Annotated in this window: 21 protein-coding genes and 1 pseudogene; 9 read left to right on the top strand and 13 right to left on the bottom strand. The window is 64.0% G+C overall.

Annotated features, from left to right (window positions below):
- The gene (locus CWS35_RS28535) at positions 1-1314 is read left to right on the top strand and encodes a cell wall metabolism sensor histidine kinase WalK (protein ID WP_029879375.1); all 1314 of its coding nucleotides are present in this window, start codon (positions 1-3) and stop codon (positions 1312-1314) included.
- A 30-nt stretch (positions 1315-1344) separates the two neighbouring features.
- Here the strand turns inward: CWS35_RS28535 and CWS35_RS28530 are convergent, their stop codons facing one another.
- The 8 genes and pseudogenes from CWS35_RS28530 to CWS35_RS28495 all read right to left on the bottom strand — a co-directional run bounded on the left by CWS35_RS28530 (position 1345) and on the right by CWS35_RS28495 (position 11499).
- Positions 1345-2634: a M20/M25/M40 family metallo-hydrolase gene (locus tag CWS35_RS28530; protein ID WP_168226386.1), complete on the bottom strand. Its 1290-nt coding sequence runs from the start codon at positions 2632-2634 to the stop codon at positions 1345-1347.
- A 107-nt stretch (positions 2635-2741) separates the two neighbouring features.
- Positions 2742-4343, bottom strand: coding sequence for a TRAP transporter large permease subunit (locus CWS35_RS28525; protein ID WP_024582298.1), 1602 nt, complete (start codon positions 4341-4343; stop codon positions 2742-2744).
- On the bottom strand, positions 4340-4879 hold the full coding sequence (locus tag CWS35_RS28520; protein ID WP_024582297.1) for a TRAP transporter small permease subunit: 540 nt from the start codon (positions 4877-4879) through the stop codon (positions 4340-4342). The genes CWS35_RS28525 and CWS35_RS28520 overlap by 4 nt, the downstream gene beginning before the upstream one ends.
- 487 nt (positions 4880-5366) lie before the next feature.
- Positions 5367-5468: pseudogene (locus CWS35_RS40725) on the bottom strand (PEPxxWA-CTERM sorting domain-containing protein); the annotation flags it as partial.
- 889 nt (positions 5469-6357) lie between these two features.
- Entirely contained in the window at positions 6358-8205 is a 1848-nt protein-coding gene (locus CWS35_RS28510; RefSeq protein WP_157817252.1) for a hypothetical protein, read from the bottom strand.
- A 699-nt stretch (positions 8206-8904) separates the two neighbouring features.
- Positions 8905-9939: a GTP 3',8-cyclase MoaA gene (gene moaA, locus CWS35_RS28505; RefSeq protein WP_100954966.1), complete on the bottom strand. Its 1035-nt coding sequence runs from the start codon at positions 9937-9939 to the stop codon at positions 8905-8907.
- 260 nt (positions 9940-10199) lie between these two features.
- Positions 10200-10685, bottom strand: coding sequence for a hypothetical protein (locus CWS35_RS28500; protein WP_024582293.1), 486 nt, complete (start codon positions 10683-10685; stop codon positions 10200-10202).
- A 160-nt stretch (positions 10686-10845) separates the two neighbouring features.
- On the bottom strand, positions 10846-11499 hold the full coding sequence (locus CWS35_RS28495; RefSeq protein WP_210202737.1) for an HAD-IA family hydrolase: 654 nt from the start codon (positions 11497-11499) through the stop codon (positions 10846-10848).
- A 102-nt stretch (positions 11500-11601) separates the two neighbouring features.
- Between CWS35_RS28495 and CWS35_RS28490 the strand changes: the two genes are divergently transcribed.
- The 7 genes from CWS35_RS28490 to CWS35_RS28460 all read left to right on the top strand — a co-directional run bounded on the left by CWS35_RS28490 (position 11602) and on the right by CWS35_RS28460 (position 18482).
- Positions 11602-12435: an SDR family NAD(P)-dependent oxidoreductase gene (locus tag CWS35_RS28490; RefSeq protein ID WP_100956739.1), complete on the top strand. Its 834-nt coding sequence runs from the start codon at positions 11602-11604 to the stop codon at positions 12433-12435.
- Between the two features lie 110 nt (positions 12436-12545).
- The gene (gene rpiA, locus CWS35_RS28485) at positions 12546-13238 is read left to right on the top strand and encodes a ribose-5-phosphate isomerase RpiA (RefSeq protein ID WP_371682807.1); all 693 of its coding nucleotides are present in this window, start codon (positions 12546-12548) and stop codon (positions 13236-13238) included.
- Positions 13239-13261: 23 nt separating this feature from the next.
- Entirely contained in the window at positions 13262-13792 is a 531-nt protein-coding gene (locus CWS35_RS28480; protein ID WP_100954963.1) for a DUF2059 domain-containing protein, read from the top strand.
- 80 nt (positions 13793-13872) lie between these two features.
- On the top strand, positions 13873-15258 hold the full coding sequence (gene gor, locus CWS35_RS28475; protein ID WP_100954962.1) for a glutathione-disulfide reductase: 1386 nt from the start codon (positions 13873-13875) through the stop codon (positions 15256-15258).
- 25 nt (positions 15259-15283) lie between these two features.
- Entirely contained in the window at positions 15284-16372 is a 1089-nt protein-coding gene (locus CWS35_RS28470) for a serine aminopeptidase domain-containing protein (RefSeq protein ID WP_100954961.1), read from the top strand.
- Between the two features lie 241 nt (positions 16373-16613).
- Positions 16614-18080 carry an amino acid permease gene (locus CWS35_RS28465; RefSeq protein WP_024582287.1) on the top strand — a complete coding sequence of 489 codons (1467 nt, stop codon included), beginning with the start codon at positions 16614-16616 and terminating at the stop codon, positions 18078-18080.
- A gap of 180 nt (positions 18081-18260) precedes the next feature.
- Complete coding sequence (locus CWS35_RS28460; RefSeq protein WP_035636135.1) at positions 18261-18482, top strand: DUF2934 domain-containing protein; 222 nt, start codon at positions 18261-18263, stop codon at positions 18480-18482.
- A gap of 111 nt (positions 18483-18593) precedes the next feature.
- Here the strand turns inward: CWS35_RS28460 and CWS35_RS28455 are convergent, their stop codons facing one another.
- Positions 18594-18887, bottom strand: a complete 294-nt coding sequence (locus CWS35_RS28455) for a hypothetical protein (protein WP_157817251.1) — start codon at positions 18885-18887, stop codon at positions 18594-18596.
- Positions 18888-19015: 128 nt separating this feature from the next.
- Positions 19016-19300, bottom strand: a complete 285-nt coding sequence (locus tag CWS35_RS28450; RefSeq protein WP_210202736.1) for a hypothetical protein — start codon at positions 19298-19300, stop codon at positions 19016-19018.
- 311 nt (positions 19301-19611) lie between these two features.
- Here CWS35_RS28450 and CWS35_RS39150 point away from each other — a divergent pair, with 311 nt between their 5' ends.
- Positions 19612-20052 (top strand): DUF4145 domain-containing protein, encoded by a 441-nt coding sequence (locus tag CWS35_RS39150; RefSeq protein WP_157817250.1) that lies wholly within the window; start codon positions 19612-19614, stop codon positions 20050-20052.
- A gap of 151 nt (positions 20053-20203) precedes the next feature.
- Here CWS35_RS39150 and CWS35_RS39145 read toward each other — a convergent pair whose 3' ends face one another.
- The 3 genes from CWS35_RS39145 to CWS35_RS28435 all read right to left on the bottom strand — a co-directional run bounded on the left by CWS35_RS39145 (position 20204) and on the right by CWS35_RS28435 (position 23438).
- Positions 20204-20443 carry a hypothetical protein gene (locus CWS35_RS39145; RefSeq protein WP_157817249.1) on the bottom strand — a complete coding sequence of 80 codons (240 nt, stop codon included), beginning with the start codon at positions 20441-20443 and terminating at the stop codon, positions 20204-20206.
- 307 nt (positions 20444-20750) lie between these two features.
- The gene (locus CWS35_RS28440; RefSeq protein ID WP_100954958.1) at positions 20751-21665 is read right to left on the bottom strand and encodes a hypothetical protein; all 915 of its coding nucleotides are present in this window, start codon (positions 21663-21665) and stop codon (positions 20751-20753) included.
- 846 nt (positions 21666-22511) lie between these two features.
- A complete protein-coding gene (locus CWS35_RS28435) occupies positions 22512-23438 on the bottom strand; it encodes an alpha/beta fold hydrolase (protein WP_100956737.1) in 927 nt (308 codons plus the stop codon).
- Positions 23439-23567: the final 129 nt, after the last annotated feature.

Here is a 23567-nt window from a genome sequence, read left to right as displayed (position 1 = left end):
GTGTTCCGCTTCGCGTCGCTGACCTCGCGGATCGTGTTCCTGCACATCGTGGCGGTCGCGGTCGCTGCGATCTTCCTGCCGCTGTTGCTGCTGTGGCTGCTGAATTCGGAGATCAACCAGCTGCATCGCGAGGCGATGCGCGATCAGGCCGCGGACCTCGGCCAGAACCTCTCGGTCGATGCCGCCGGCAAGGTCGTGCTCAACCTGCCGGACAGCCTGCGGGGGCTCTATTCCGACGCCTATGGCCGTTACCGCTATGACATCTACGATGCCGACGGCCAGTTGCTGTTTTCGTCGCATCGCGGCGCGCCGCGGCTGCCCGCCGCGGCCGACCGGATTTCCGGGGCCAGCGCCACCAAGCTGCTCGGCGGCCAGACACTGCGCATCCAGGTCGCCGAGGATCTGTCGCATCGCGACGTGATCATCGATGACATCGTCTCCAACTTCTTCCGGCGGGTTGGCTGGATCACCATCCCGATCCTGTTGATCCTGCTCGCCACCGACATCCTGATTTTCCGTCGCGCCGTGACGCCGTTATTGCGGGCCTCGGAGGAAGCCAGGAGCATCGGACCCGCCAGGACCGACATCCGTCTCCCCACTGAAGGGATTCCGAGCGAGATCCTGCCGCTGGTGACCGCCGTCAACCAGGCCTTCGACCGCCTGGAGGAGGGGTTTCACGTGCAGCGCCAGTTCACGGCCGATGCCGCGCATCAGCTTCGCACCCCGCTCGCGATCCTCAGGACCCGGATCGAGACGCTGGATGAAGCGAAGGGGACCAAGGAGCTGCATGCCGACATCGAGAGCATGAGCCGCATCGTCAGCCAGCTGCTGGAGATCGCCGAGCTCGATACGCTGGTGCTGGACCCCGGCGAGACCGCGGACCTGCGCGCGGTCTGCGCCGAGGTGGTCGGCTCGATCGCGCCCTATGCGCTGGCACAACGCAAGGACATCGCGCTGCGCGGCACCGATGGCCCGGTGCGAGTCAGGGGCAATGCAGAAATGCTCCAGCGCGCGATCTTCAATCTGGCGGAAAACGCCATCAAGTACACCGCCGACGCGACCTCTGTCGATGTCGAGGTGCGCGAGGACGGCTCGGTGCAGGTGCGGGATTGCGGGCCGGGGATTGCGCCCGCCGAGCAGGGCCTGATCTTCCAGCGCTTCTGGCGCGGCGACCGCCAGCGCCAGCGCACGGATGGCGCCGGGCTCGGGCTGTCGATCGTCCGCGGCGTCGTCGAAGATCACGATGCGACGGTCAAGGTGGAGAACCTGCCGTCTGGCGGCGCCCAGTTCACGCTGGGCTTCCGCCTCGCGTAAGGCGGAGCCTGCTGCGGCCTGATCTCCGGCCTATTTCACCTTGCCATCGGACAGGTCCATGATCATGCGCGTGGTGAGGTACAGCCGCGGCACGATGCTGTTGAGCTGGACGTATTCGGCATCGTTGGAGTGCGCGCCGAAGCCGGACAGGCCCATGCCTTCGACCACGGCCCCCTTGGTCTTGAGCCCGGCAAACGCGGCGTCAGTGCCGCCGCCGGTAGCTCTCTCTGCCACGTTCAGCGACAGGCCCAGTTCCTGGTAGATCGCCTTGCCATGGCCGGCCACGCGGCGCGAGGCGTCGGTGGCCTCGAGCGGCGGGCGGCGCACCTCGAACTTCAGGTCGACCTTGGAATCCGGCAACAGCCGGCTCTTGATCTTGTCTTGCAGCGCGGTCTGGAGCTCATCGAAATCGGAAACCTTGAGCGCGCGCGCGTCGGCCTGCGCCGAGGCGTCGGCGGGGATCACGTTGCGGTTGCTGCCGGCCTTGGAGACCGTCCAGTTCAGCTTCAGGCCCTGCTCGGGCTTGGACAGGTCCTTCATCTGCAACACCTGGTAGGACAGCTCGTAGAGCGCATTCACGCCGCCTTCCGGCCGTGCGCCCGCATGCGACGACTTGCCATGCACGGTGAGATAGGCCGAGCCGATGCCGCTGGTGGCGAGGCGGAGCGTGCCGTTGGCATCGCTGCCCTCGAACGAGAACACCGCATCCTGCTCGGCCGCGAGGCGGGTGATGGTGCTGCGCCAGCCGGGCGAGGAGATTTCCTCATCGCCGTTGATCAGCACCGTCAGCGTGCCGTAGTTCCTGAAATTGAGCTTCTGCAGCAGGGCCACCGCATGGATGATGGTGGCAACGCCCTGCTTGTCGTCGGCAATGCCGAGGCCATAGGCCTTGTCGCCGTCGATGCGGAACGGTTGGTCCTTCAGCATGCCCTTGAGATACACCGTGTCCATGTGGGCGATCAGCATGATCTTCGCCTTGCCGGTGCCGGTGAAGACGGCCTGCACGGCGGGGCCGACCTTCTCGGGCGTGTCGTCCAGCCGGTAGACATCGGTGGAGTGCAGGATCTCCACCGTGCCGCCGATCTTCTTCAGTTCGCCAGCGACGTGCTCGGCAATCTGGTTGAGGCCCTCGATGTCCTTGCTGCCGGACTCGATCTGCACGAGGTCGCGCAGGGTGTCGAGCAGCGGCTGCTGCTCCTGCTGGGCCAGCGCGCGCAGATCGGCCTCCGGTGCGGCACGCGCGACGCCGGCGGCGAGGGCGAAGCCGAGCGAGAGCATCAGCGGGCGAACGAACGAGTGGGGGAACCGGGAGTAGGGCATGGACGGAGGTCTGTCAGTTGGGGACGATCCCCGTGTCTTCACAGGCCTCTCCATCGCCGTCAACCGTCACGGCATGCCACGCTCGTGCGAGGCATGCCGTGCGCCGATTATTGTTTCGGCTGGCCGAAATCGAGCGGTGGCAGGTCGATCTGCGGCACCTCGATCTTGACCTTGTTGAGGTCGACATCGATCGGCTTGTCGAGCAGCCCGGTGACGACGACCGGGAATGCGATCACCAGCGCCACCATGATCGCCTGCAACCCGATCCAGGGCATGGCGCCCCAGTAGATGTCGGAGCTCTTCACTTCCTTCGGCGCCACGCCGCGCAGATAGAACAGCGCGAAGCCGAACGGCGGATGCAGGAACGAGGTCTGCATGTTGACGCACAGCATCACGCCGAACCAGATCAGCGCGGCCTCGGGGCCCACCACCGGCGCCAGCACCTTCTGGGCGATCGGCGCGATCATCGGCAGGATGATGAACGCGATCTCGAAGAAGTCGAGGAAGAACGCCAGGAAGAAGATGAAGATGTTGATGAAGATCAGGAAGCCCCAGACGCCGCCGGGCAGCGAGGTCAGATGGTGCTCAAGCCAGGTGCCGCCGGACACGCCGAGGAACACCACCGAAAAGCAGGTCGAACCGATCAGGATGAAGGTGACCATGCAGGTGATGCGCATGGTGGTCTCATAGCCCTGCTTGATCAGGTCGCGCAGGTCCGGGATCTTCACCGCTTCGATGCAGATCCAGACCACGGCGATATAGGTGATCGCAAACGCCAGCTTGAAGATCAGGTTCTCGGTGTAGAGCATCGCGACGATGGTGCCGATGCCGCCGGCGATCACGCCAGCGATCAGCACCTTCCTGCCGGTCGCGCTGAAATCCTTGTGGTGGATGGCGGCGAGCACGATGGCGCCGACCGCGCCCATGGCGCCGGCCTCGGTCGGGGTCGCAAGGCCCATCATCATGGTGCCGAGCACGACGAAGATCAGCACAGCCGACGGGATGATGCCGAGCAGGCACTTCTTCCATAGCGCCCAGCCGGACAGCGTGCGCGCCTCGAGCGGCACCGCGGGCACGTGGCTCGGCTTGAAGATGCCGAGCAGGAAGGTGTAGCCGGCGAACAGCAGGATCTGGAACACCGACGGGCCCCAGGCGCCGAGATACATGTCGCCGACCGACTTGCCGAGCTGGTCGGCGAGCACGATGAGGACGAGAGAGGGGGGAACCAGTTGCGTGATGGTGCCGGACGCGGCCAGCACGCCAGTGATATAGCGGATGTTGTAGCCGTAGCGGATCATCACCGGCATCGAGATCAGCGCCATCGCGATCACCTGTGCCGCCACGGTGCCGGTGATGGCGCCGAGGATGAAGCCGACGATGATCACGGAATAGCCGAGGCCGCCGCGAATCGGGCCGAACAGCTGGCCCATCGAGTCCAGCATGTCCTCGGCGAGCCCGCATCTCTCCAATATCGCGCCCATGAAGGTGAAGAACGGGATTGCGAGCAACAGCTCGTTGGACAGCACGCTGCCGAAGATGCGGCCCGGGATCGCCTGCAGGAAGTTGAGGTCGAAGAAGCCGAGATAGATCGACAGGAACCCGAACGACAGGCCGACCGCGGCGAGCGTGAACGCCACCGGATAGCCGATCAGCATCGCAACGATCAGGCCGCCGAACATCAGGGGCGGCATCATCTCCAGCGTGATCATTGCGTCGGCCTCTCATACTTCGCGTCGATGGTCACATAGCCCTGCAGCGCGGCGATCCGCTTGATCACCTCTGAGACGCCTTGCAACGCAAGCATCACGAAGCCGGACGGGACAACGAATTTGATCGGCCAGCGCAGCAGGCCGCCGGCATTGCCGCTCATCTCGCCGACCGCGTAGGCCTGGTAGAAGAACGGCCAGGACAGATAGGCGAGCAGCAGGCAGGACGGGATCAGGAAGAACAGCGTGCCGATCAGGTCGAGCCAGAGCTGGCCGCGTTCGGACAGCATCAGGTAGAGGATCTCGACGCGCACGTGCTCGTTGCGCTTGAAGGTGTAGGAGGCGCCGAACATCACGAGGATCGCGAACATGTACCACTGCGCCTCGAGCCAGCCGTTCGAGGAGTAGCTGAACGCGTAGCGGATCATGGCATTGCCGGCGCTGACCAGGCAGGCGATCAGCACGAGCAGGTTGCAGATGGTGCCGATCTTCTCGTTAAGTCGATCGATGGCCTGACTTAGAGCCAACAATGGGCGCATCACGATCTCCGCGGTCGCGCGGTCTGCGCGCCGAATATCTCTTCAAGCATCATCTGGCCGCCGCGCGCATGCACACGGAGCCACGGCTCATCTTCAGGAGCAGTTGCAAAACGATCTTCCTCCCCCGAAATCCGCTTCCGCCGTTGTTGGCTGCTCTTGGCTGCCGGATCGTCGGCGACAGCCGAGGGGGCAGCGGCCTATCCGGCCTGGCTAGCGTGAAAGCCGGGGCACCAAACCAGCGCGGTGGTGCGCCGTCAATCGGAAAATGGGCAAATTGACACCGCGCCAAACCGTTGTCCCGCCTCGGTAATCGGGGGACAGGGAAGGCATCGGAGGCGGGGTGGGGGCCGGCTCGCGTGAAGACGCGTCAAGACAAAAATCCAGCTAAAGCATGATCCGGAAAAGTGCGCGGCGGTTTTCCGAGAAGATCAAGCGAGCATGAGAAAGGCCGCAAGCTGCGGCCTTTTTGTATCGCATTGGCGATGAATCAAGCGAAGCTTGCCTTTGAGGATCGAACCTTGCGCCAGCTCATGAAGCCGAGACCCGCAAATCCGATGATCATCATTGCCCAGGTCGACGGCTCCGGAACGGCGCTGACCTGGTAGTTTCCGATTGCATAATCGAAACCAAATCCATCTCCCGGCGACTGCGACGTTAGACTCCAGTACAACTGTAGACTGAGGTTGCCGCTGTATGGTCCGAAATCCAGCGTGTCGTGGCTGAAGAAGGTCTCGGCGCTGGCCAAATCGTTCCATGCGTAGTTGTGGCCGGTGCCGTTGATCACGATATCCAACGTCATCGACGAGAAACCGTCACCGAGAACACCGTGATCGAGGAAGGTGAGGAGAACATTGCCATTCTGTGCAATATTCGAGAACTGGGCGGTGGTGGTGTAGGTCAAAGACTCACCGGAGCCACCATAGCCGATCGACATCCCGCCGATCGCGAGGGCTCCGCCCGTTGACGGCGACAGAATGGCGGTCGACAAGCTCTGACCCGCCAGGATCGATGGAACTGAAGCGATACCGGACGTGCCGATCGATACTTGGGTTACCGCGCTGGCCGGGCCGCCGACCGGCGAGTTGGCCGACGTGTAAGCCGATCCGAGCGAGCTTTGGGTTTGACTGCTCGCCTTGGCATACCCATTCGAGGCGCCCGCAATTCGCGCCGTTGCGGCCGCGGCGCCTCCTTGGATACCAAAACCGGTGCCACCGACCGCACTGGCGGTGCCAACGACATAGGCTGAGTTTGTCGTGGTCACATTGGTGAGTGCGTTCGCTGAACCGGCAGCGCCATAATTGCCACTATCAGAAAAGCCACTGGCTCCGCCTTTCGCGGAAGCAGAGGCGTTGATCGAGGAAGCCGCCGTATCGTTGATGGACAGCGTGGAGGAGCCGTTGCCGCCAGCACCGGCGGTGCCAACAGCCGGATAGCCGTTGCTGTAGGACGTGCCGCCGTTGCCGCCATTGGCGGACTGGTTAAGGTAAAGACTTCCGGTCGTCGACCCCGAGACGATGTTGTTGGCGTTTGCCGCCGCGGGCGCCGTAGTAGCCGGAGCCGCCTGCACCGCCGGCGATGGTGCCGTAGACCTGGACGGTGCCGCTGCCGGACGTGGCGGATGCGGAGGCCGTACCGCTTACGCCATTGCCTCCGATGTTGCCGGCGTAGTAGGCGACACCGCCGCTGCCGCCCGCGCCGTTGGCGCTGGCAGAAGCGCTGTTCGCCCCGATGCTCGCCGCAACGGCGGTCGCAGAGCTGGCTCCGCCGGAGCCGCCCGCTCCGCCACTGCCGCCCTGGAGAATGCCGCCCACGCCGCCCTGGGCACTGGCATTCGCGCTGGAAGAACTGCCGGTCGAGCTCACATTCGCACTCGAGGTGGCTGCGCCGCCGGTCAACCCGTTGCCGGTGCCGACGCCACCGCCTAGGCCGCCATAAGCGTTGGAGGTGCCCGTCGCCGCTCCCGTGGCCGTAACTGCGACCGTTGCCGTGCCCGTTCCGGCAACGCCGGAATTGCCGCCGCCGTCCGCATATCCGCCGCCCCCGCCAGCCGCATTGGAACTGGCGTTCAAAGACGAGGCCGCAGTATCGTTGATGGACAGCGTGGAAGCAGCATTGCCGCCCGCACCGGCCGTGCCAACGGCCGGAGTGCCATTGCCGTAGGCCGAACCGCCGCCGCCGCCATTGGCGTACTGGCTAAGATTGAGATATCCGGTCGTCGACCCCGAGACGATGTTGCTGGCATTCGCCGCTGCGCCATTGCCGCCGCGGGCGCCGTAGTAGCCGGTGCCGCCTGAACCGCCGGTGATGGTGCCGTAGACCTGGACGGTGCCGCTGCCGGACGTGGCGGATGCGGAGGTTGTACCGCTTACGCCATTGCCTCCGGTGTTGCCGGCGTAGTAGGCGACACCGCCGTCGCCGCCCGCGCCGTTGGCGCTGGCAGAAGCGCTGCTCGCCCCCGTGCTCGCCGCAACGGCGGTCGCAGAGCCGGCGCCGCCGGAGCCGCCGGCTCCGCCACTGCCGCCCTGGACAAGCCCGCCGGCACCGCCCTGGGCATAGGCGTCCGCGCTGGAAGAACTGCCGGTCGAACTCACGTTCGCACTCGAGGTGGCTGCGCCACCGGTCAACCCGCTGCCAGCGCCGACGCCACCGCCTAGGCCGCCATGCGCATTTGAGGTGGCCGCCGCCGCTCCCGTGGCGGCAACTGCGGCTGTCGCCGTGCCCGCTCCGGCAACGCCGGAATTGCCGCCGCCGTCCGCAAAGCCGCCGGCCCCGCCATACGCATTGGAACCGGCGTTCAAAGACGAAGCCGCAGTATCGTTGAGGGAAAGCGTGGAGGAAGCGTTGCCGCCGGCACCGGCCGTGCCAACCGCTGGATAGCCGCCACCGTAGGACGAACCGCCGTCGCCGCCATTGGCGGACTGGTTTAGATTGAGCGTTCCGGTCGTCGAACCCGAGACGATGTTGTTGATGTTCGCCGCCGCGCCATTGCCGCCGCTGGCGCCGTAGTAGCCGGTGCCGCCTGCACCGCCGATGATGGTGCCGTTGACCTGGACGGCGCCACCGTTCGAACTGCCACTTGCGGTCGCGCTCGCACCTCCGCCGGCTCCCCCGGTCCCACCGGCATAAGAGGCCGTGCCGCCGCTTCCACCGACTGCACTCGCGGTGATATTCGTGGAAGAGGAGTTTCCGGTCGTTGCGGAACTCGTTGCCGCCGCCGAGCCGCCCTGACCGCCTGGTCCCCCGGCGCCGCCCGCGCCTGGTGAAGTTGAAGCACCGCCAGATCCGCCTTTTGCAAAAGATGTCGCAGATGAGGACCCCGTAGCCACGGAAGTGGTCGTAGTGGCTGTCGCACCGCCTCCTGCACCGCCGGCTCCGGCATTGCCGCCGACCGCCCCGGATCCTCCGGCCCCTCCGGACCCGCCGTATGCTGCCGCGTTATTGCTGCTGTCGCCGGCGCCAGCCGCGGTGGCGTTAGCTGATCCGCCCACGCTGCCTTGTCCGCCTGGATCACCTGGGTTGACGCCATTTGCGCCGGCACTACCGGCAGCGCCGGATTCGGTATCGCTCGCGCCAAACGCGAGTTCCGGACAGGACAAAGCCACAAGAGCAATGGGCAGAGCCGCAGTGAGAAGCAAACGGCGAAGGGCTGATTTGATAATCATGGCCACCCCATTTTTTAGTTCGCTTCTATAACAATTTTTAGGTGAGTCAATAGAAAATACAATTTGAATTAGAATCAATCCTAACTCGGATCGTTGGATTACTGGTCAAGGTCATCATGGCCGGGCGCGATGACGATTCAACCACGGCGATTGATGCCGACGATAATACCCGCGCAAACGGCCGCACATCGGGCAAACCCTCGCAGTTTATACTTTTATTGGAGAGGGAACTCGGTGTGCCCGTCTTGCCGACACGAGGCGCGTCGTCGTCATCACGAATGTGGGACGAGATGCGGCGGACGTGGAATGGGCAACTGACGCGTGCGCGTGACGCGGACGGCGATATGGTGTGATCCTGACGCCCTAGCCGCCGGTCACGCTCATATGGCGGCTGACGCTCGGGCGGTTGTGGCGGCGATCGATGATGAAGTCGTGGCCCTTCGGCTTCAGTCCGATCGCGCGGTCGATCGCTGCGGAGAGCAGGTCGTTGTCCGCGGAGGCGCGCAGTGGCCGGCGCAGGTCGGAGGCATCCTCGTGGCCGAGGCAGGTGTGCAGCGTGCCGGTGCAGGTGATCCGCACCCGGTTACAGGCCTCGCAGAAATTGTGGGTCATCGGCGTGATGAAGCCGAGCTTGCCGCCGGTCTCGGCGACCCTGACGTAGCGGGCAGGGCCGCCGGTATCGTCGGCGAGGTCGGTCAGCGTGTAGTGCTTCTCGAGCCGCGCGCGCATCAGCGACAGCGGCACATACTGATCGATCCGACCTTCGCCGATGTCGCCCATCGGCATCACCTCGATCAGCGTCAGCCCCATGCCCTTGCCGTGCGCCCATTGCATCAGCGCGGGGATCTCGTCCTCGTTCATGTTCTTCAACGCCACGGCGTTGATCTTGACCGCGAGCCCGGCCGAGCGTGCCGCCTCGATGCCGGACAACACCTTGTCGATGTCGCCCCAGCGGGTGATGGCGCGGAACTTGGCGGCATCCAGCGTGTCGAGCGAAACGTTCACCCGGCGCACGCCGCAATCGGCCAGCTCCTGCGCGAAGCGGGCGAGCTGCGAGCCGTTGGTGGTCAGGGTCAATTCGTCGAGTGCGCCGCTTGAGAGGTGGCGCGACAGCGAGCGCACCAGGCCCATCACATTGCGGCGGACCAGCGGCTCGCCGCCGGTGAGGCGGATCTTGCGCACGCCCTTCGCGACGAATGCCGAGCAGAGCCGGTCGAGCTCTTCCAGCGTCAGCAGATCGGCCTTGGGCAGGAACGTCATGTCTTCCGACATACAGTAGAAGCAGCGCAGGTCGCAGCGGTCGGTGACGGAGACGCGCAGATAGCGGATCGTCCGGCCGAACGGATCGGTCATCGGACGAAACAGCGTGTCAGAATGCGCTTGCGTGGATCCGTTCATTCCGTTCGGGCCTTGCGATCCGTTCCCTGCCTGGTGAGCCGTGCCCGGCCCTTGAACGCAATCTATGCATGTTGGCACGCCGTCACAATGCGTTCCAAAGGATGATCCGCAACCTGCAAAGCGATAGATGAGGCATATCGCGCGATGCGTGATCGCAATCGCCGATGTGTTTCTTCCAAAACCAAAAACCCGGCTGTGGGCCGGGCTCTTGTGCAGTGCAATCGCGCGTACCTTCTTCGGGCGCGCCGGACCAGACGGCGCTAGCGGCTGGGTGCGGGCGCTGCGGCCGGCGGCGGAGCTGCCGGAGCAGGGAACGCCGAGTCAGGAGCTGCGGCGGCGGGCGCCGCTGCGGCCGGCTTCGGCTTCCTGTGCTTCGGGCGCATCTTGTGCGCGCGCGGCGGCGGGCCGGCGGGCTGCAACTGGGCGAACACCGGGCTCGGATCGAGCGTGGTGGTGGCCGGGCTGGTGAAGTCGCCCGGCGTGCGGGTCACCGTCACCGGTACATTTGCCGGCTGGAACTTCGGCATGTTGAAGGTGACGGAGAAATTGGTCTCCGGCGCCGGGATCGTCACGGAGCAGGGCGTCTTGCAGCCCGGTCCGATCGAGGTCACGGCATCCGCACCCTGCGGCGCAGAATCCAGCTGCACCTGCATCGGCGGCGGTGCCGACTTGAACGAATCCAATGAGAAGGAGGAGCAGCCAGCCAGACTCAAACCGGCGGCCGCCAACACGATGATATGACGCATGATCCACACTCTACTGCGGCTATCAGCCACAATCCCCGCGGTAACCATAGGAGCGTCGGAACAGACGTGCAACAGCGCCAGGCCCGCTCGTTAAACGATGGTTAATGCCGGAATCGCATGGCAAAATATTGCCAAGCAATATCAATGTATTGCGGAATATTTATCGGGCGATGAGGCTGGCGACGGCATCCGGCAGATCGCGCATGTGGCTGATCAGCCGGTCGGGTTTCAGCTCGCTCATCGGTACGTCGGTATAGCCGAAATCGACCCCGATCACCGGGACCTGGGCGCGCCGGGCGACGCCGACATCGGGGCCGGCATCGCCGACCATGATCGCACCGGGAAGCTGGCCGCCGGCGCGAGCCACCGTCTCGCGCAGGATCGCCGGGTCGGGCTTGGCGACGCCGAACGTGTCCTGGCCGCAGATCGCGGCGAAACGCGGGGTCAGGCCAAGCCGATCGAGCAGCAGCTTGGACAGCCATTCCAGCTTGTTGGTGCAGACCGCGAAGCGATGGCCCTTGGCCGCGAGCAGATCGAGCGCGGCTTCGAGCCCCTCGAACGGGCGCGAGCCGTCGGCGATGTGCTTGGCGTAATAGTCGACGAAATCCACGGTCAGGCGGTCGAGATCGGCGACGGTGACCTCGCGTCCATCTACTTCGAGCCCGCGCTCAAGCAGCTTGCGCGCGCCGGCGCCGATCATGTTGCGCGCCGCCGACAGCGGCACCGGCCGCAGACCCTCGCGGTCGAGCACGTAATTGAGCGCGCTGATCAGGTCGGGCGCGGTGTCGACCAGCGTGCCGTCGAGATCGAACACGATGATGGGGGAGCGGAGGCGGACATGATGCTTTTCGCTATCGGGCCGTGCGCCGCGATGCAAGAGTAGATGTCAACGCGTCATGAAATTGGGGAGGCATTGGTGCGGGAACTTGCCGGAAAGGGCGCCTTTGTCACCGGCGCGGCCAGCGGAATCGGACTGGCGATGGCGACCGCATTCGCCCGCGAAGGCATGAAGGTGATGCTTGCCGACATCGAGAACGGCGCGCTCGACAAGGCCGTCGCTGGGTTGCGCGCCACCGGGGCGAACGCCCATGGCATCGTCTGCGATGTCGCCGACCCCGCCAGCGTCGACGGCGCGGCGCAGGCCTCCTTCCTCGCTTTGGGCAACATCCACATCGTCTGCAACAATGCCGGTGTCGCGGCCGGCGGCGGCCTTGAGCGGATCTCGGTCGACGACTGGCGTTGGGTGGTCGACGTCAACCTGATGGGCGTGGTGCACGGGATCAGGAGCTTCCTGCCGCATATCCGCAAGCACGGCGAGGGCGGTCACTTCGTCAACACGGCATCGATGGCCGGGATGAATGCCGGGCTCGGTCTCAGCCCCTATTCGGCGACCAAATTCGCCGTCGTCAGCATCTCCGAGGGGCTGTGGGCGCAACTCAAGCCGCTCGGCATCGGCGTCAGCGTGCTCTGTCCGAGCTATGTCCGGACCCGGATCGGCGACAGCGGCCGCAACCGGCCCGAGCATTACGGCCCGACCCGGCGCCACGATCCCGCGAGCATCGAGGCCGCCATCGTTGCCGAGATCGGCCGCCGCATCGAGGCCGGCCTCGATCCGGCGACGGTCGGCGCACAGGTGCTGGCCGCGATCCGCGAGCAGCGGCTCTATGTTTTCACCCATCCGGGGATGCGAGCCGAGGTCGAGGAGCGTTTTTCGGCGATTTTGGCCGCAATGGACGCGGTTTCCGACTAAGGATGGCCTGTTGTTGGCGCTATTCCTGCCCGTGAATCGAGGCTAGATATGCGCCCGCCGGGCCGCCCGATGGCGTGCCCGCAACGACAAGGGGCTAACGGCACGTGGATATGGATGCACTGAAACGCCAGGCGGCGGCGCGTGCGCTCGAAGAGGTGCGCGACGGCATGAAGCTCGGGCTCGGCACCGGGTCGACCGCCAAGCATTTCGTCGAACTGCTCGGCGACAAGGTCCGCTCGGGCCTGAAGGTGATCGGCGTGCCAACTTCGGAGGCGACACGGGCGGATGCGATCCGCTGTGGCGTGCCGCTGACCACACTCGACGAGGTCGACCATCTCGACCTTACCGTCGACGGCGCCGACGAGATCGACCCCGCGCTCAATTTGATCAAGGGCGGCGGCGGCGCGCTGCTGCGCGAGAAGATCGTGGCGGCCGCCAGTGCTCGCATGATCGTGATTGCCGATGACAGCAAATGGGTCGACGTGCTCGGACGCTTTCCGCTGCCGGTCGAGGTGATTCCGTTCGGGCTGCGCGCGACCCGGGCCGCGATGGCGCGGGCGTTCGCCGAAGCCGGCGTGTCCGGCGAAATGGTCATCCGGAAGGGCAAGGACGGTCACGTTTTTGTCACCGATGGCGGCCACTGGATCGTCGATGCCCATCTCGGCCGGATCGGCGACCCGCCGCGTCTTGCCAATCTGCTCAGCGCCATACCGGGCGTGGTCGAGCACGGCCTGTTCATCGGGCTTGGGAGCGTCGCCATTCTGGCCGGCGCGCAGGGAATTCGGGTTGTTGAACGGCGATGACGCCGCAAGCAAGGAGACTTGGAATGAAGCGTTTCTCGGGACTTTTGTCGGCGGTGGCCCTGTCGGCCGGACTGGCGTTCGCGGCCGCGCCGGCAATGGCGCAGCAGCAGCCCGCGCCGCCCAGCGTCAAGCAGTCGTCGCCGGCGGCGGTCGCGGCCGCCAAAGAGATCCTGGCGATGAAGAATGTCGGCGTCATGTATGCCGGCGCCGTTCCCGGCATCATCGAGAAGACCAAGACCGGTCTGCTCCAGCAATATCTCAACTACCAGAAGGATCTCGACGAGGTCGCGGTGATCATCGCCAAGAACTTCGCCGGCCGCGAGAAGGAGATCGGCGACGGCATGGCGCAGATCTACGCCTCCGAATTCACCGAGAAGGAGCTGGTTGATCTGGTGGCGTTCTACAAGACGCCGCTCGGCCAGAAGCTTTTGACCTCCGAGCCCAAGGCCATCAACGAGTCGCTGCAATATATGCAGCAATGGGCCCAGCAGTTCGGCGTGCTCGTCAACGCCCAGTTCAAGGCCGAGATGAAGAAGCGCGGCAAGGATATCTGAGAACGATACCTATATGCCTGTGACCTCGCCCCGCTCGCGGGGCGAGGGTGAGGAGAGAGGTGCCATGACTGGGTACAAAAATGGCCGAGTTTGACGTCGACCTGTTTGTCATCGGTGGCGGTTCGGGCGGGGTTCGCGCCGCGCGCATCGCCGCCAATTATGGCGCCAGGGTCATGGTCGCCGAAGAGTACCGGATGGGCGGCACCTGCGTGATCCGCGGCTGCGTGCCGAAGAAGCTGTTCGTGATCGGCAGCCACGTCCACCAGGAAATCGAGGACGCGGCCGGGTTCGGCTGGAGCATCGGCCAGGTCTCGTTCGACTGGGCCACGCTGGTCGCCAACAAGGACAAGGAGATCGCCCGGCTCGAGGGCGCCTACACCACCAATGTCGAAAAGTCGGGCGCGCGGATCGTCAAGACCCGCGCGGTGCTGGAAGACGCCCACACGATCAAGCTCGCCACCGGCGAGAAGGTCACCGCAAAATACATCCTGATCGCGACCGGCGGCGCGCCCAATCACGGGCCGGCGATCCCCGGCATCGAGCACGTGATCTCCTCCAACGAGGCGTTTCACCTGAAAGAGCTGCCGAAGCGGATCGTGATCCAGGGCGGTGGCTACATCGCGCTGGAATTCGCCGGCATCTTCGCAGGCTTCGGCTCCGACGTCACGGTGGTCTATCGTGGCGACAACATCCTGCGCGGCTTCGACGAAGACGTGCGCAAGCATGTCCGCAGCGAGATGGAGAAGCGCGGCATCACCATCATCACCGGCTGCACGGTGACCAAGGTCGACAGGCACGGCCGTGACTACACTACCCATCTGTCGAGCGGTTCGAGCATCGCCTCCGACCAGGTGATGTTCGCGATCGGCCGCCATCCCAACGTCGCCAATCTCGGATTGGAAGCCGCGGGCGTCGCCATCAATCCCGCCAATGGCGGCATCCAGGTCGACGGCTGGTCGAAGACCTCGGTCGACAACATCTACGCGGTCGGCGACGTCACCCACCGCGCCAACCTGACCCCGGTTGCGATCCGCGAGGGCCATGCCTTCGCCGACACCGTGTTCGGCAAGCGCCCGGTGCAGGTCGACCACGCCACGATCCCGACCGCGGTGTTCTCGCAGCCCGAGGTGGGCACGGTTGGTCTCACGGAAGAAGAGGCGCGCGCGCAGTTCAGCCACGTCGACATCTACAAGACCGATTTCCGCCCGATCAAGGCGACCATGTCCGGCCGTGACACCCGCGTGCTGATGAAACTGGTGGTCGACGGCGCGAGCGACCGCGTGCTCGGCTGCCACATCGTCGGCGATGCCGCCGCCGAGATCACCCAGGCGGTCGCGATCGCGGTGAAGATGAAGGCGACGAAAGCGGATTTCGACGCCACCATCGCGCTGCACCCGACCGCGTCGGAAGAACTGGTGACGATGCGCACCCCGACCGCACGCCACGTCCGCCAGGCCGCGGAGTAGGGCGTCCACCTCGGGGGGCATCCCGATGAAGTTTCTGGCGCTGTGCCTGATCCTCCTCGCGGCGCCGGACCTCGCATCTGCGGAGGACGCCGTCTTCAAGGTCGGCGTCGCCAAGCGCGACTTCAGTCCGGCCGAGCCTTACGATTGGCGCGGCGCCAAGCTGCACGCGCTCCGTGTCACCATCTGGTATCCCGCCGTGGCCGAAGCGCGCGAGCAGCCGCAATGGATCGGGCCGCGTATCGTCCCATTCGTCAGCACCGGCAGCGCCGCGCCCGATGCGGCGCCAGCGGCGGGGCCACGCCGGGCGCTGATCGTGCTGTCCCACGGTTTTGGCGGCTCCGCAGCCACGCTCGCCTGGCTCGGCGCAGGGCTTGCGGCGCACGGCTTCATTGCCGTTGCCGTCAACCACCCCGGCAACAACGGATCCGAGTCGACGACGGTCGAAGGTTATGCGCTGCCGTGGTTACGCGCTGTCGATCTCAGCACGGTGATCGACGCCATGCGTGCCGACAGCACCTTCGGCGACCGGATCGATCTGGCGCGGATCGGCGCCGCTGGTCATTCGTATGGCGGCTACACCGTGATCGCCATCGCCGGCGGCATCACGGATCCGGAACGGACTCCGGCCTTTTGCCGCTCGCCCGCCGCCGATGCGCTGTGCACATCGCAGTTGGGCGCGAAGGAGCTGCGTCAGCGGAGTCAGTCACGTCTGACGACCGACCTCGACTTCCGGCAGCGCTACGCTCTTGCCAGCCAGTCCTATCGTGACGCGCGCGTGCGCGCCGTGTTCGCGATGGCGCCGGGGCCGGTGCCGTCCTTCACGCCGGAGAGCCTTGGCGCCATCTCGATCCCGCTCGCGATCGTCGCGGGAAGCGCCGACGAGATCACGCCGCCGGTCTCGGGTGCCGAGGCGCTCGGCAAGGCGGTTCCCCATGCCACGCTCAAGCTGTTTCCGGGCGCCGGCCACTTTGTCTTCTTTGGCACCTGCACGCTGGCAGGACGGGTGGTGATTGGAGGGACCGTATGCCGCGATCCCGACGGCATCGATCGGGATGCGGTTCATGCGGAGACCGTCAGGCTTGCGCTCGAGTTCTTCACCGCAAACCTGCGGTGAGCGGACTGCGCGCCACGACGATGCGGATCGTCGCGTCGCAACATCCGGACACAATCGGCTCGCGTGTGGTCCGCGACCGGTGCGCTTTCACTTCTTACCGCCAGCGAGTACCGCGCCGTTGCGGTCTTTCTGCATCCGCTAACCCGGGCTGGCTTGATGGACAATCGTTCCGATACAAGGAACCCAACGCTCTCGTTCTGATTGTTACCCGGTACCGGTTTCATCAGAAGGGGATGCTGCCATGTCTGACCTTGGTTTGATGACGCGCAAGTCGGTTGCCTCCATCATCGCCGAGGCGGGCGAGCAGGCGCTGGGCAAGACGCTCGGCGCGCTGAGCATCACGGCGCTCGGGATCGGCTGCATCATCGGCGCCGGCATCTTCGTGCTCACCGGCACCGCTGCGGCGCACTACGCCGGCCCCGCCATCATGCTCTCCTTCGTCGTCGGCGGCATCGCCTGTGCGTTTGTCGGCCTGTGCTACGCGGAGCTCGCGGCACTGCTGCCGGTCTCCGGCAGCACTTACACCTATACTTATGCGACCTTGGGCGAGATCTTCGCCTGGATCATCGGCTGGGACCTGATCCTCGAATACGCGATGGGCGCCTCCACCGTCGCGGTCGGCTGGTCGGGCTACATCGTCTCGCTGCTGCATAATTTCGGCATCAACATCCCGCCGCAATATGCCGCGGCGCCCTGGACCGAGGCCAAGCTGCCGGACGGCACGACCGTGCAAGGCATCGTCAATCTGCCGGCGGCGCTGATCGTCCTCTTGCTCACGGCCATGCTGATCGGCGGCACCAGGGAATCGGCGCGGCTCAACAACGTCATGGTCGGCATCAAGCTCACCGTCGTGCTGGCTTTCATCCTGTTCGGCGTTGGATACGTTACGCCAGCGAACTGGCATCCCTTCATTCCCGACAACACCGGCACGTTCGGCCAGTTCGGCTGGACCGGCGTGATGCGCGGCGCCTCGGTGGTGTTCTTCGCCTTCATCGGCTTCGATGCGGTCTCGACCGCGGCGCAGGAAGCCAAGCATCCGCAGACCGACATGCCGATCGGCATCCTCGGCTCGCTGCTGATCTGCACCATCCTTTATGTCGCGGTCGCCGGCGTGCTCACTGGCCTCGTGCCCTATACCGAGCTCGGCGTCGCCGACCCGATCGCCAAGGGTGTCGACGTCATCGGCCAGACGTGGTTCTCGGTGCTGATCAAGATCGGCGCGCTGTCCGGCCTCACCACGGTCATCCTGGTGCTGCTGTATGGCCAGAGCCGCATCTTCTTCCAGATCGCCAAGGACGGCCTGCTGCCCAGGATGTTCTCCGACGTACATCCCTCGCTCGGGACGCCATACAAGAGCCAGCTCCTGATCGGGATCGTGGTGGCGATCGTCGCGGCGCTGACCCCGATCGACATCCTGGGTGAAATGGTCTCGATCGGCACGCTGTTCGCGTTCGTGCTGGTCTGCGGCGCGGTGATCTATCTGCGCCGGAGCGATGCCCAGGTCACGCGTCCGTTCCGCACGCCTGCGGTGCCGGTGGTGCCGCTGCTCGGCATGGGCTTCTCGATCCTGCTGATGGTATTCCTGCCTTGGGAGACTTGGCTGCGTCTCATCGTCTGGCTGGTGATCGGCCTCGGCCTCTACTTCGCCTACGGCCGCCGCCACTCGGTGCTGCTCAATGGTGAGGCACCGCGCGGCTCGACCGGCTGAGATATTGCGACCGGAAACGGTGAGTTGCCGCGCGACAATCTTGCCGTGGCGCGGCGTTGGGTGCAGCATTGCGGGAACATCGCAGCGGGGGCGTGCCCGCATTCATTTTGGAACATAGCGCCGGCCCGGAAGTTCCTTTTGCAAACCATTTTGTAAATCCAAGGATTGAGGGAGCCGCCCATGACAGGTCCCACCGAGCAAGAAATTCGCACCCGCGCCTATGAGCTGTGGAAGGATGCCGGCGAACCGCCGGGCCAGATGGATCAACTCTGGTACCAGGCCGAAAAGGAATTGCTGGCGCGCAAGGCCGCCAACGGGAACGGCAATGGCAGCGGCAACGGTAAGAGCGAAGCTGAAGCGCACGGCGAATTGAGCCGCCACAAGCCGACGACGTATCAGTAGGAGCGTCGGACCGAAGGTCTCAAATCGCTGAGCGGATCGGTGTGCTGCCCGCCATAGTTCAGCTTACGAAGGCGGAAGCGTCATCCGCTGCCACATCGGCCGCGCGAGCAGCTACTTCATGCAGACGCCCTGGATCGTGTCCTGCTTGATGCAATGGCTGCTGACACCGCAATCGGTATCGAACGAGCAGGTGTTGCCGTAGGTCCCGTTGATATCTTGCGGAAATTGCGTCGGCTGCCGATCGTTGGCGTTGCCGGGCGACAGGCCGCCTGCGCAAACCCCGTAGATGCTTGAGGACGCCTTCAGGCACTGACTGCCGGGCTGGCAGTCCGTGTCGAACTGACACGCCATGGCCAACGTCGACGCCAGCAGACAGGCCAAACATGCCAGAGCAAGGCATTTCATCGAATCGACTCGTCGCTCCCGGAGCATGTCCCTCGGCTGAGACGGCGCATTGTATCGCGGTATCGCGCGAGAATCATCCGCATCGTCGTCCTGGCTTTCGCCAGGACGACACCGGTGAAAACTCGCGTCTATCCTTCCGCCTCCAGCCATTCCGCGGCGCCGCGCCACAGCGTGTCGCGGTGGTCGTTGCGGAAGAAGCCGAAATGGCCGACCGTCTTGGCGCCGACATCGGTGGGACTGATGGCGATGATCTCGGGCGTGATCGAGGTGAAGGCCGAGCACAGCAATTCGACCGCAGGCCGCGTCGCCCAGGTGTCGTCGGTCATGCTGATCGCGCGCAGCCGGCCTTTGAATTTCGGAAAATTCTCGCGCGCGGCCAACGCGGGATCGTCGAGCAGATAGCGCTCGCGCATCACCCAATCTCACCCTACTGTAAGTCCCAATGGCCGGATTGCAAACGCGGCGTGGGAAATGGCGGAGCGCCACAAGGGGGCACAGCATGGGAAAGATGACTGTTGATGGTGATCTTACCGGCCTCGATCGGTGTCCGAGATGCCAGATCGCCAAGCCACAGTTATCGCCAATTTGGCTTAGCGCCCATCTTGAGGAACCTGGCGACAATTTGAGGGCGAGGCAATGGGCTGCCGTGCGCTGCTCATCCTGCGGGAACCTTTTATTGGCTCAGTGCAGACTGGTCGCACGACCTAATCCGGGCCATGGGTTCGTGAAGGATTTGAATGTCGAGAGAATTTTCCCCGAACCCATCGCCGTCGATGAGGCATTGCCGCCGTCAGCGCGCAGCTATTTGCGACAGGCGCTTGAAACATTGCACGCCCCGGATGCTGCTGCTGTGATGGCGGCATCCTCTATCGATGCAATGCTGAAGGACCAAGGATTGAAAGAAGGGTCTCTCTACTCCCGAATTGACGAGGCCGTGTCTGAGCACCTTCTTACTGAGGGCATGGGCAAATGGGCACACGCCGTGAGACTTGAGGCTAACAATGTGCGGCACGCGGATGAAGAAAACCCGCATGTCACCCCAGAACAAGCACAGCAGGTTGTAGAATTTGCAAAGGCGCTGGGCGACTTTCTCTACGTATTAACGGCGAAGATTAAGAAGGGCGTCAAGGCGGCAGCCGAGGCGCCCGAAGGCAAGCTGAAATGATCCCATAGAAGGCGCATCGCCCGAGTCAACGGGGGCCATTGAATGCGCTGTAGGCCGCCGATTGTGGAGCACCTAATCCGGCAGGAACTCGGAGGCAATTTCCGAGAGCAGCAGGGATAGTCTTGCGTCGTCGTTGCCTACCGAGATCAAGTCAGAGACTGGTCGCTTCTTTTTGATATCTCGGGTGCGCACTGCGATGGCGTCGTTCTGCTTCGCTCTCCGGTGCTTCGTGCCTTTCGGACCAACGCCAAGCACTCACATATTTTCCCATGGAGGTGGCAAAAATTGCGTGAACGAAGTCGTTTCTCCCCTTGGTGGTGCTTTCAACCAAATCAAAGGCTTCTTCCGCTGCTCGTAAAATCGATTGATCGTGGCATTTCGCACGAAGCACTTCGATCCATATCCTTGCATTCGTATGGATGCTACTTGACGCTAGCATTGTACGAGCTGTTTCTAATGGCAGGTCCGGAACATAGTGCAGAGTATGGACCGGCAAATGTTAGACCTGTCCTTGAATCGCGCACAGTTCTCCAAGGGTCTGTAGCTCCGAGCCAGCGAGCGGAATGCGAAATGCAGGCGCGAGGCGTTCCGTGCGCACTCCTTTGGCAAGTCGCTGGGTCGACCGCATCGAAGCTACCTTCTCGGCTACCAAGTAGACGGTGTTGTTTTTGGCTTATGGGCTAACTCCGGGCACCGCATCACTGCGCCTTAATGAGGGGGACCGGGTAGAAGGGGATGATAGCCGCGATGGGCAAATCTCGAACGATACCCTTTGCAGCGGGATTCTTCCCCAGAAACTCCGCTAGCTCCGCTTGATACCCTCGTTTGTCTCGTTGGCAATCTTCGTCGCCACAATTCCAGTGGTGGCAGAGACCACGATTTTGAAGCGTCAAACCGCTCTTTTCCTTATACGGGCGCACCACAAAACAGAACTTGGTTAGACGTTCGGTGGTCTCAGCGAATTGGTCATTGTACCTTGCAATTCCATACACAAAGAAGTCGGCTCGGTTGTCGGCCATCTCTTCAAGAGTTTTGGTGATCAGCGAAATTGCGTCAACCGCTACCTTGCCGTGAGGTCCGATGAAGTGGTTGGTCACAGTTGGATAAGCTTCGCTCGACTGCTTTTTCAATTCTCCAGGATCATCAGGGCTATCGGGTAACACAGGCACGGAGAACGATACCGCAGTTGTGACGGTCATGTTCTTAGTGGGCGTGCCGCCAGTGTTCTCCAAAATCGTCTGAAAGCTCCAATAGCCCGGAAGGTCTTGGGATGCCGCTAGACCAGTCGCAATGATGAAGGGCCGTTGGACTGCCGTGAACGCTTCGCGCGTTGTGCCATCAGTCTTGAGCAACGCTCTCCATTGCACGTAGCCAACGCCAGTAGTGACGACAGCGACGATTGCGAGTACAGCGGTCCATATCACCAACCAGCGAGTTAGCCGCAGGTTGGCTTGCGCGATAGCATCAATGGGTGTCGCGGCTTCCAACGGCACGCTAGATTGCTGCGGCGGGACCAGATTGGAAACTGAGAGACTTGCACTCTCGTCCGCCGTGCGAGTGCTTTTTTGCTTCGGTTGCGTCGCCGGCCTCTGTTTGCCGCGGTTCTTGCCCATACACTTTCGTCCTCTGCCGCCTTGGTTCCGATGATTATATGGAAGTTTGGTAGGCAGCTTTCAGCTGCACAGGGTCCTTCCACATGCTTGTTCCCAAAACGGGCAGCCATGCGCTGAGATTCCCAAATGCGGTTTACACAAGAGAGAACGGCTAAGACCGCTCTGCGCCAAAGCGCGAAATTCCCCAATTAGATCAAAGTGATTACCCCTGTCCAGTCCCCGTGCGGAAAATATTCCGCTTGGTGTTTGACCCAACTCAGATGTTCAATATGTGCGTCTCACCCGATCGAGGGGCGCTGCGCATCGTCAGGAGTGTTGCGGTGAGATGCGGTAGACGCCGAGGTCACGAGTGACGACGCGTGATCAAGGCGGACGGTGAAGTCGTGTGGTCCTGACGCCCTAGCGGCAGGTGTCTCGTCGCATTGCGCGGTGCGCGTTGCGAGGGCGGTGACAAGCAAGCCCAGTCTCGCCGGGGAGAGCACGAAATAAGCCGTAACCCATCGCGCAGGGAAAGCCGGGATGTTCCCGGTTACACCTGTGGTCCTACCTCCCGTGCTCTTTGTTGCACGGGACCCATGGGTGCGATCGGCACCCGGCTTTCCCTGCGCCCTCTGATTCAGAGCGGCGAAACGAAGAGCAAGGCTCGGACGATTCATGTCGCGAGAATGCGAAGCTGTGTCCACACCTACACTGTCATCGTCCGGCTCGACCGGGCGATCCAGTACGCCGCGGCTTCACGGCTCAAGCACCGCGGCCTCTGGAATACTGGATCGCCCGGTCGAGCCGGGCGATGACACCTGGGTTGGGACTGCTTGGCGATGCGACGACACCGGTGAAAACTCGCGTCTATCCTTCCACCTCCAGCCATTCCGCGGCGCCGCGCCACAGCGTGTCGCGGTGGTCGTTGCGGAAGAAGCCGAAATGGCCGACCGTCTTGGCGCCGACATCGGTGGGACTGATGGCGATGATCTCGGGCGTGATCGAGGTGAAGGCCGAGCACAGCAGCTCGACCGCGGGCCGCGTCGCCCAGGTGTCGTCGGTCATGCTGATCGCACGCAGCCTGCCCTTGAACTTCGGAAAATTCTCGCGCGCGGCCAACGCTGGATCGTCGAGCAGATAGCGCTCGCGCATCACCCAGCCGCGCCACTGCTCGAACACGCCCCCCGGCAGGTCCATGCCGAGGCCGGACCAGCCCGGCACATAGCCGAGCGTGCGCGCCAGCGGCAGGCCGATGCCGTTCATGAAGGCAACCACGCGATAGCGCTCGGGCGAGGCCATCAGTTTCCAATGTGCGGCCTGCGCCGCGACCAGCAGCGCACGCGGGATCTCGGTATTGTTGGGCAACAGGCCGAGCGCCTGGCCGCCGAAGGAGTGGCCGACATAGGCGAAGGGCAGGTCGCGGTAGCGCTCGCGCATCCAGCGCACCGCGGCGGTGGCGTCGAGCGCGGCCCAGTCCGCCATCGTGGCCTTGAAGCCGGCCAGCGACTTCGGCCTGTTGCGGCCGGTCGCCGCCATCGGCCTGCTGTCGCCGGTGCCGCGGTAGTCATAGGTCAGCACCGCCGAGCCGCGGCGGGCGAGGTAGCCGGCAAAGCCGCGATAGACCTTGCGGGGCACTGCGGTCGCCGAGTTGATCAGGACGGCGTGGCGCTTCTTGCCGCGCGGCAGGAACAGCGTCGCGGCGAGCGGATAGCCGTCCGCGGCCGGCATGACGATGTCGTCGCTAAAAACGTCGTCCAGCGCGGCGGAGGCCACGGCGATTTCCCCGGCATTCATGGTATGGTCCAGCAAATGCGAATTCGCATTCTCCTGCAAGAGCTTGACGCGATTGCAGGAATCCTTCTAGCCGGAGGCCGGGGGCCTGTGTATAAGCCGGGCTTTCGCTATGCCCGCGATTAAGTCGCG

Source organism: Bradyrhizobium sp. SK17 (genome assembly GCF_002831585.1).
In the GTDB taxonomy this organism is placed as follows: Bacteria; Pseudomonadota; Alphaproteobacteria; order Rhizobiales; family Xanthobacteraceae; genus Bradyrhizobium.
The sequence above is the reverse complement of the archived record's forward strand: the minus strand, read 5'-3'. Positions and strand labels throughout refer to the sequence as shown.

Bases quoted from the DNA above. Each gene is read 5' to 3' on its own strand.
- CWS35_RS28450 (WP_210202736.1), bottom strand. From the start codon at position 19,300: ATGCGCGAGCGCTATCTGCTCGACGATCCCGCGTTGGCCGCGCGCGAG.
- CWS35_RS28440 (WP_100954958.1), bottom strand. From the start codon at position 21,665: ATGGGCAAGAACCGCGGCAAACAGAGGCCGGCGACGCAACCGAAGCAA.
- CWS35_RS28525 (WP_024582298.1), bottom strand. From the start codon at position 4,343: ATGATCACGCTGGAGATGATGCCGCCCCTGATGTTCGGCGGCCTGATC.
- CWS35_RS28530 (WP_168226386.1), bottom strand. From the start codon at position 2,634: ATGCCCTACTCCCGGTTCCCCCACTCGTTCGTTCGCCCGCTGATGCTC.
- CWS35_RS28455 (WP_157817251.1), bottom strand. From the start codon at position 18,887: ATGAAATGCCTTGCTCTGGCATGTTTGGCCTGTCTGCTGGCGTCGACG.
- CWS35_RS28500 (WP_024582293.1), bottom strand. From the start codon at position 10,685: ATGCGTCATATCATCGTGTTGGCGGCCGCCGGTTTGAGTCTGGCTGGC.
- rpiA (WP_371682807.1), top strand. From the start codon at position 12,546: ATGGATGCACTGAAACGCCAGGCGGCGGCGCGTGCGCTCGAAGAGGTG.
- gor (WP_100954962.1), top strand. From the start codon at position 13,873: ATGGCCGAGTTTGACGTCGACCTGTTTGTCATCGGTGGCGGTTCGGGC.
- CWS35_RS28460 (WP_035636135.1), top strand. From the start codon at position 18,261: ATGACAGGTCCCACCGAGCAAGAAATTCGCACCCGCGCCTATGAGCTG.
- CWS35_RS28470 (WP_100954961.1), top strand. From the start codon at position 15,284: ATGAAGTTTCTGGCGCTGTGCCTGATCCTCCTCGCGGCGCCGGACCTC.
- CWS35_RS28520 (WP_024582297.1), bottom strand. From the start codon at position 4,879: ATGCGCCCATTGTTGGCTCTAAGTCAGGCCATCGATCGACTTAACGAG.
- CWS35_RS28480 (WP_100954963.1), top strand. From the start codon at position 13,262: ATGAAGCGTTTCTCGGGACTTTTGTCGGCGGTGGCCCTGTCGGCCGGA.
- moaA (WP_100954966.1), bottom strand. From the start codon at position 9,939: ATGAACGGATCCACGCAAGCGCATTCTGACACGCTGTTTCGTCCGATG.
- CWS35_RS28435 (WP_100956737.1), bottom strand. From the start codon at position 23,438: ATGAATGCCGGGGAAATCGCCGTGGCCTCCGCCGCGCTGGACGACGTT.
- CWS35_RS28465 (WP_024582287.1), top strand. From the start codon at position 16,614: ATGTCTGACCTTGGTTTGATGACGCGCAAGTCGGTTGCCTCCATCATC.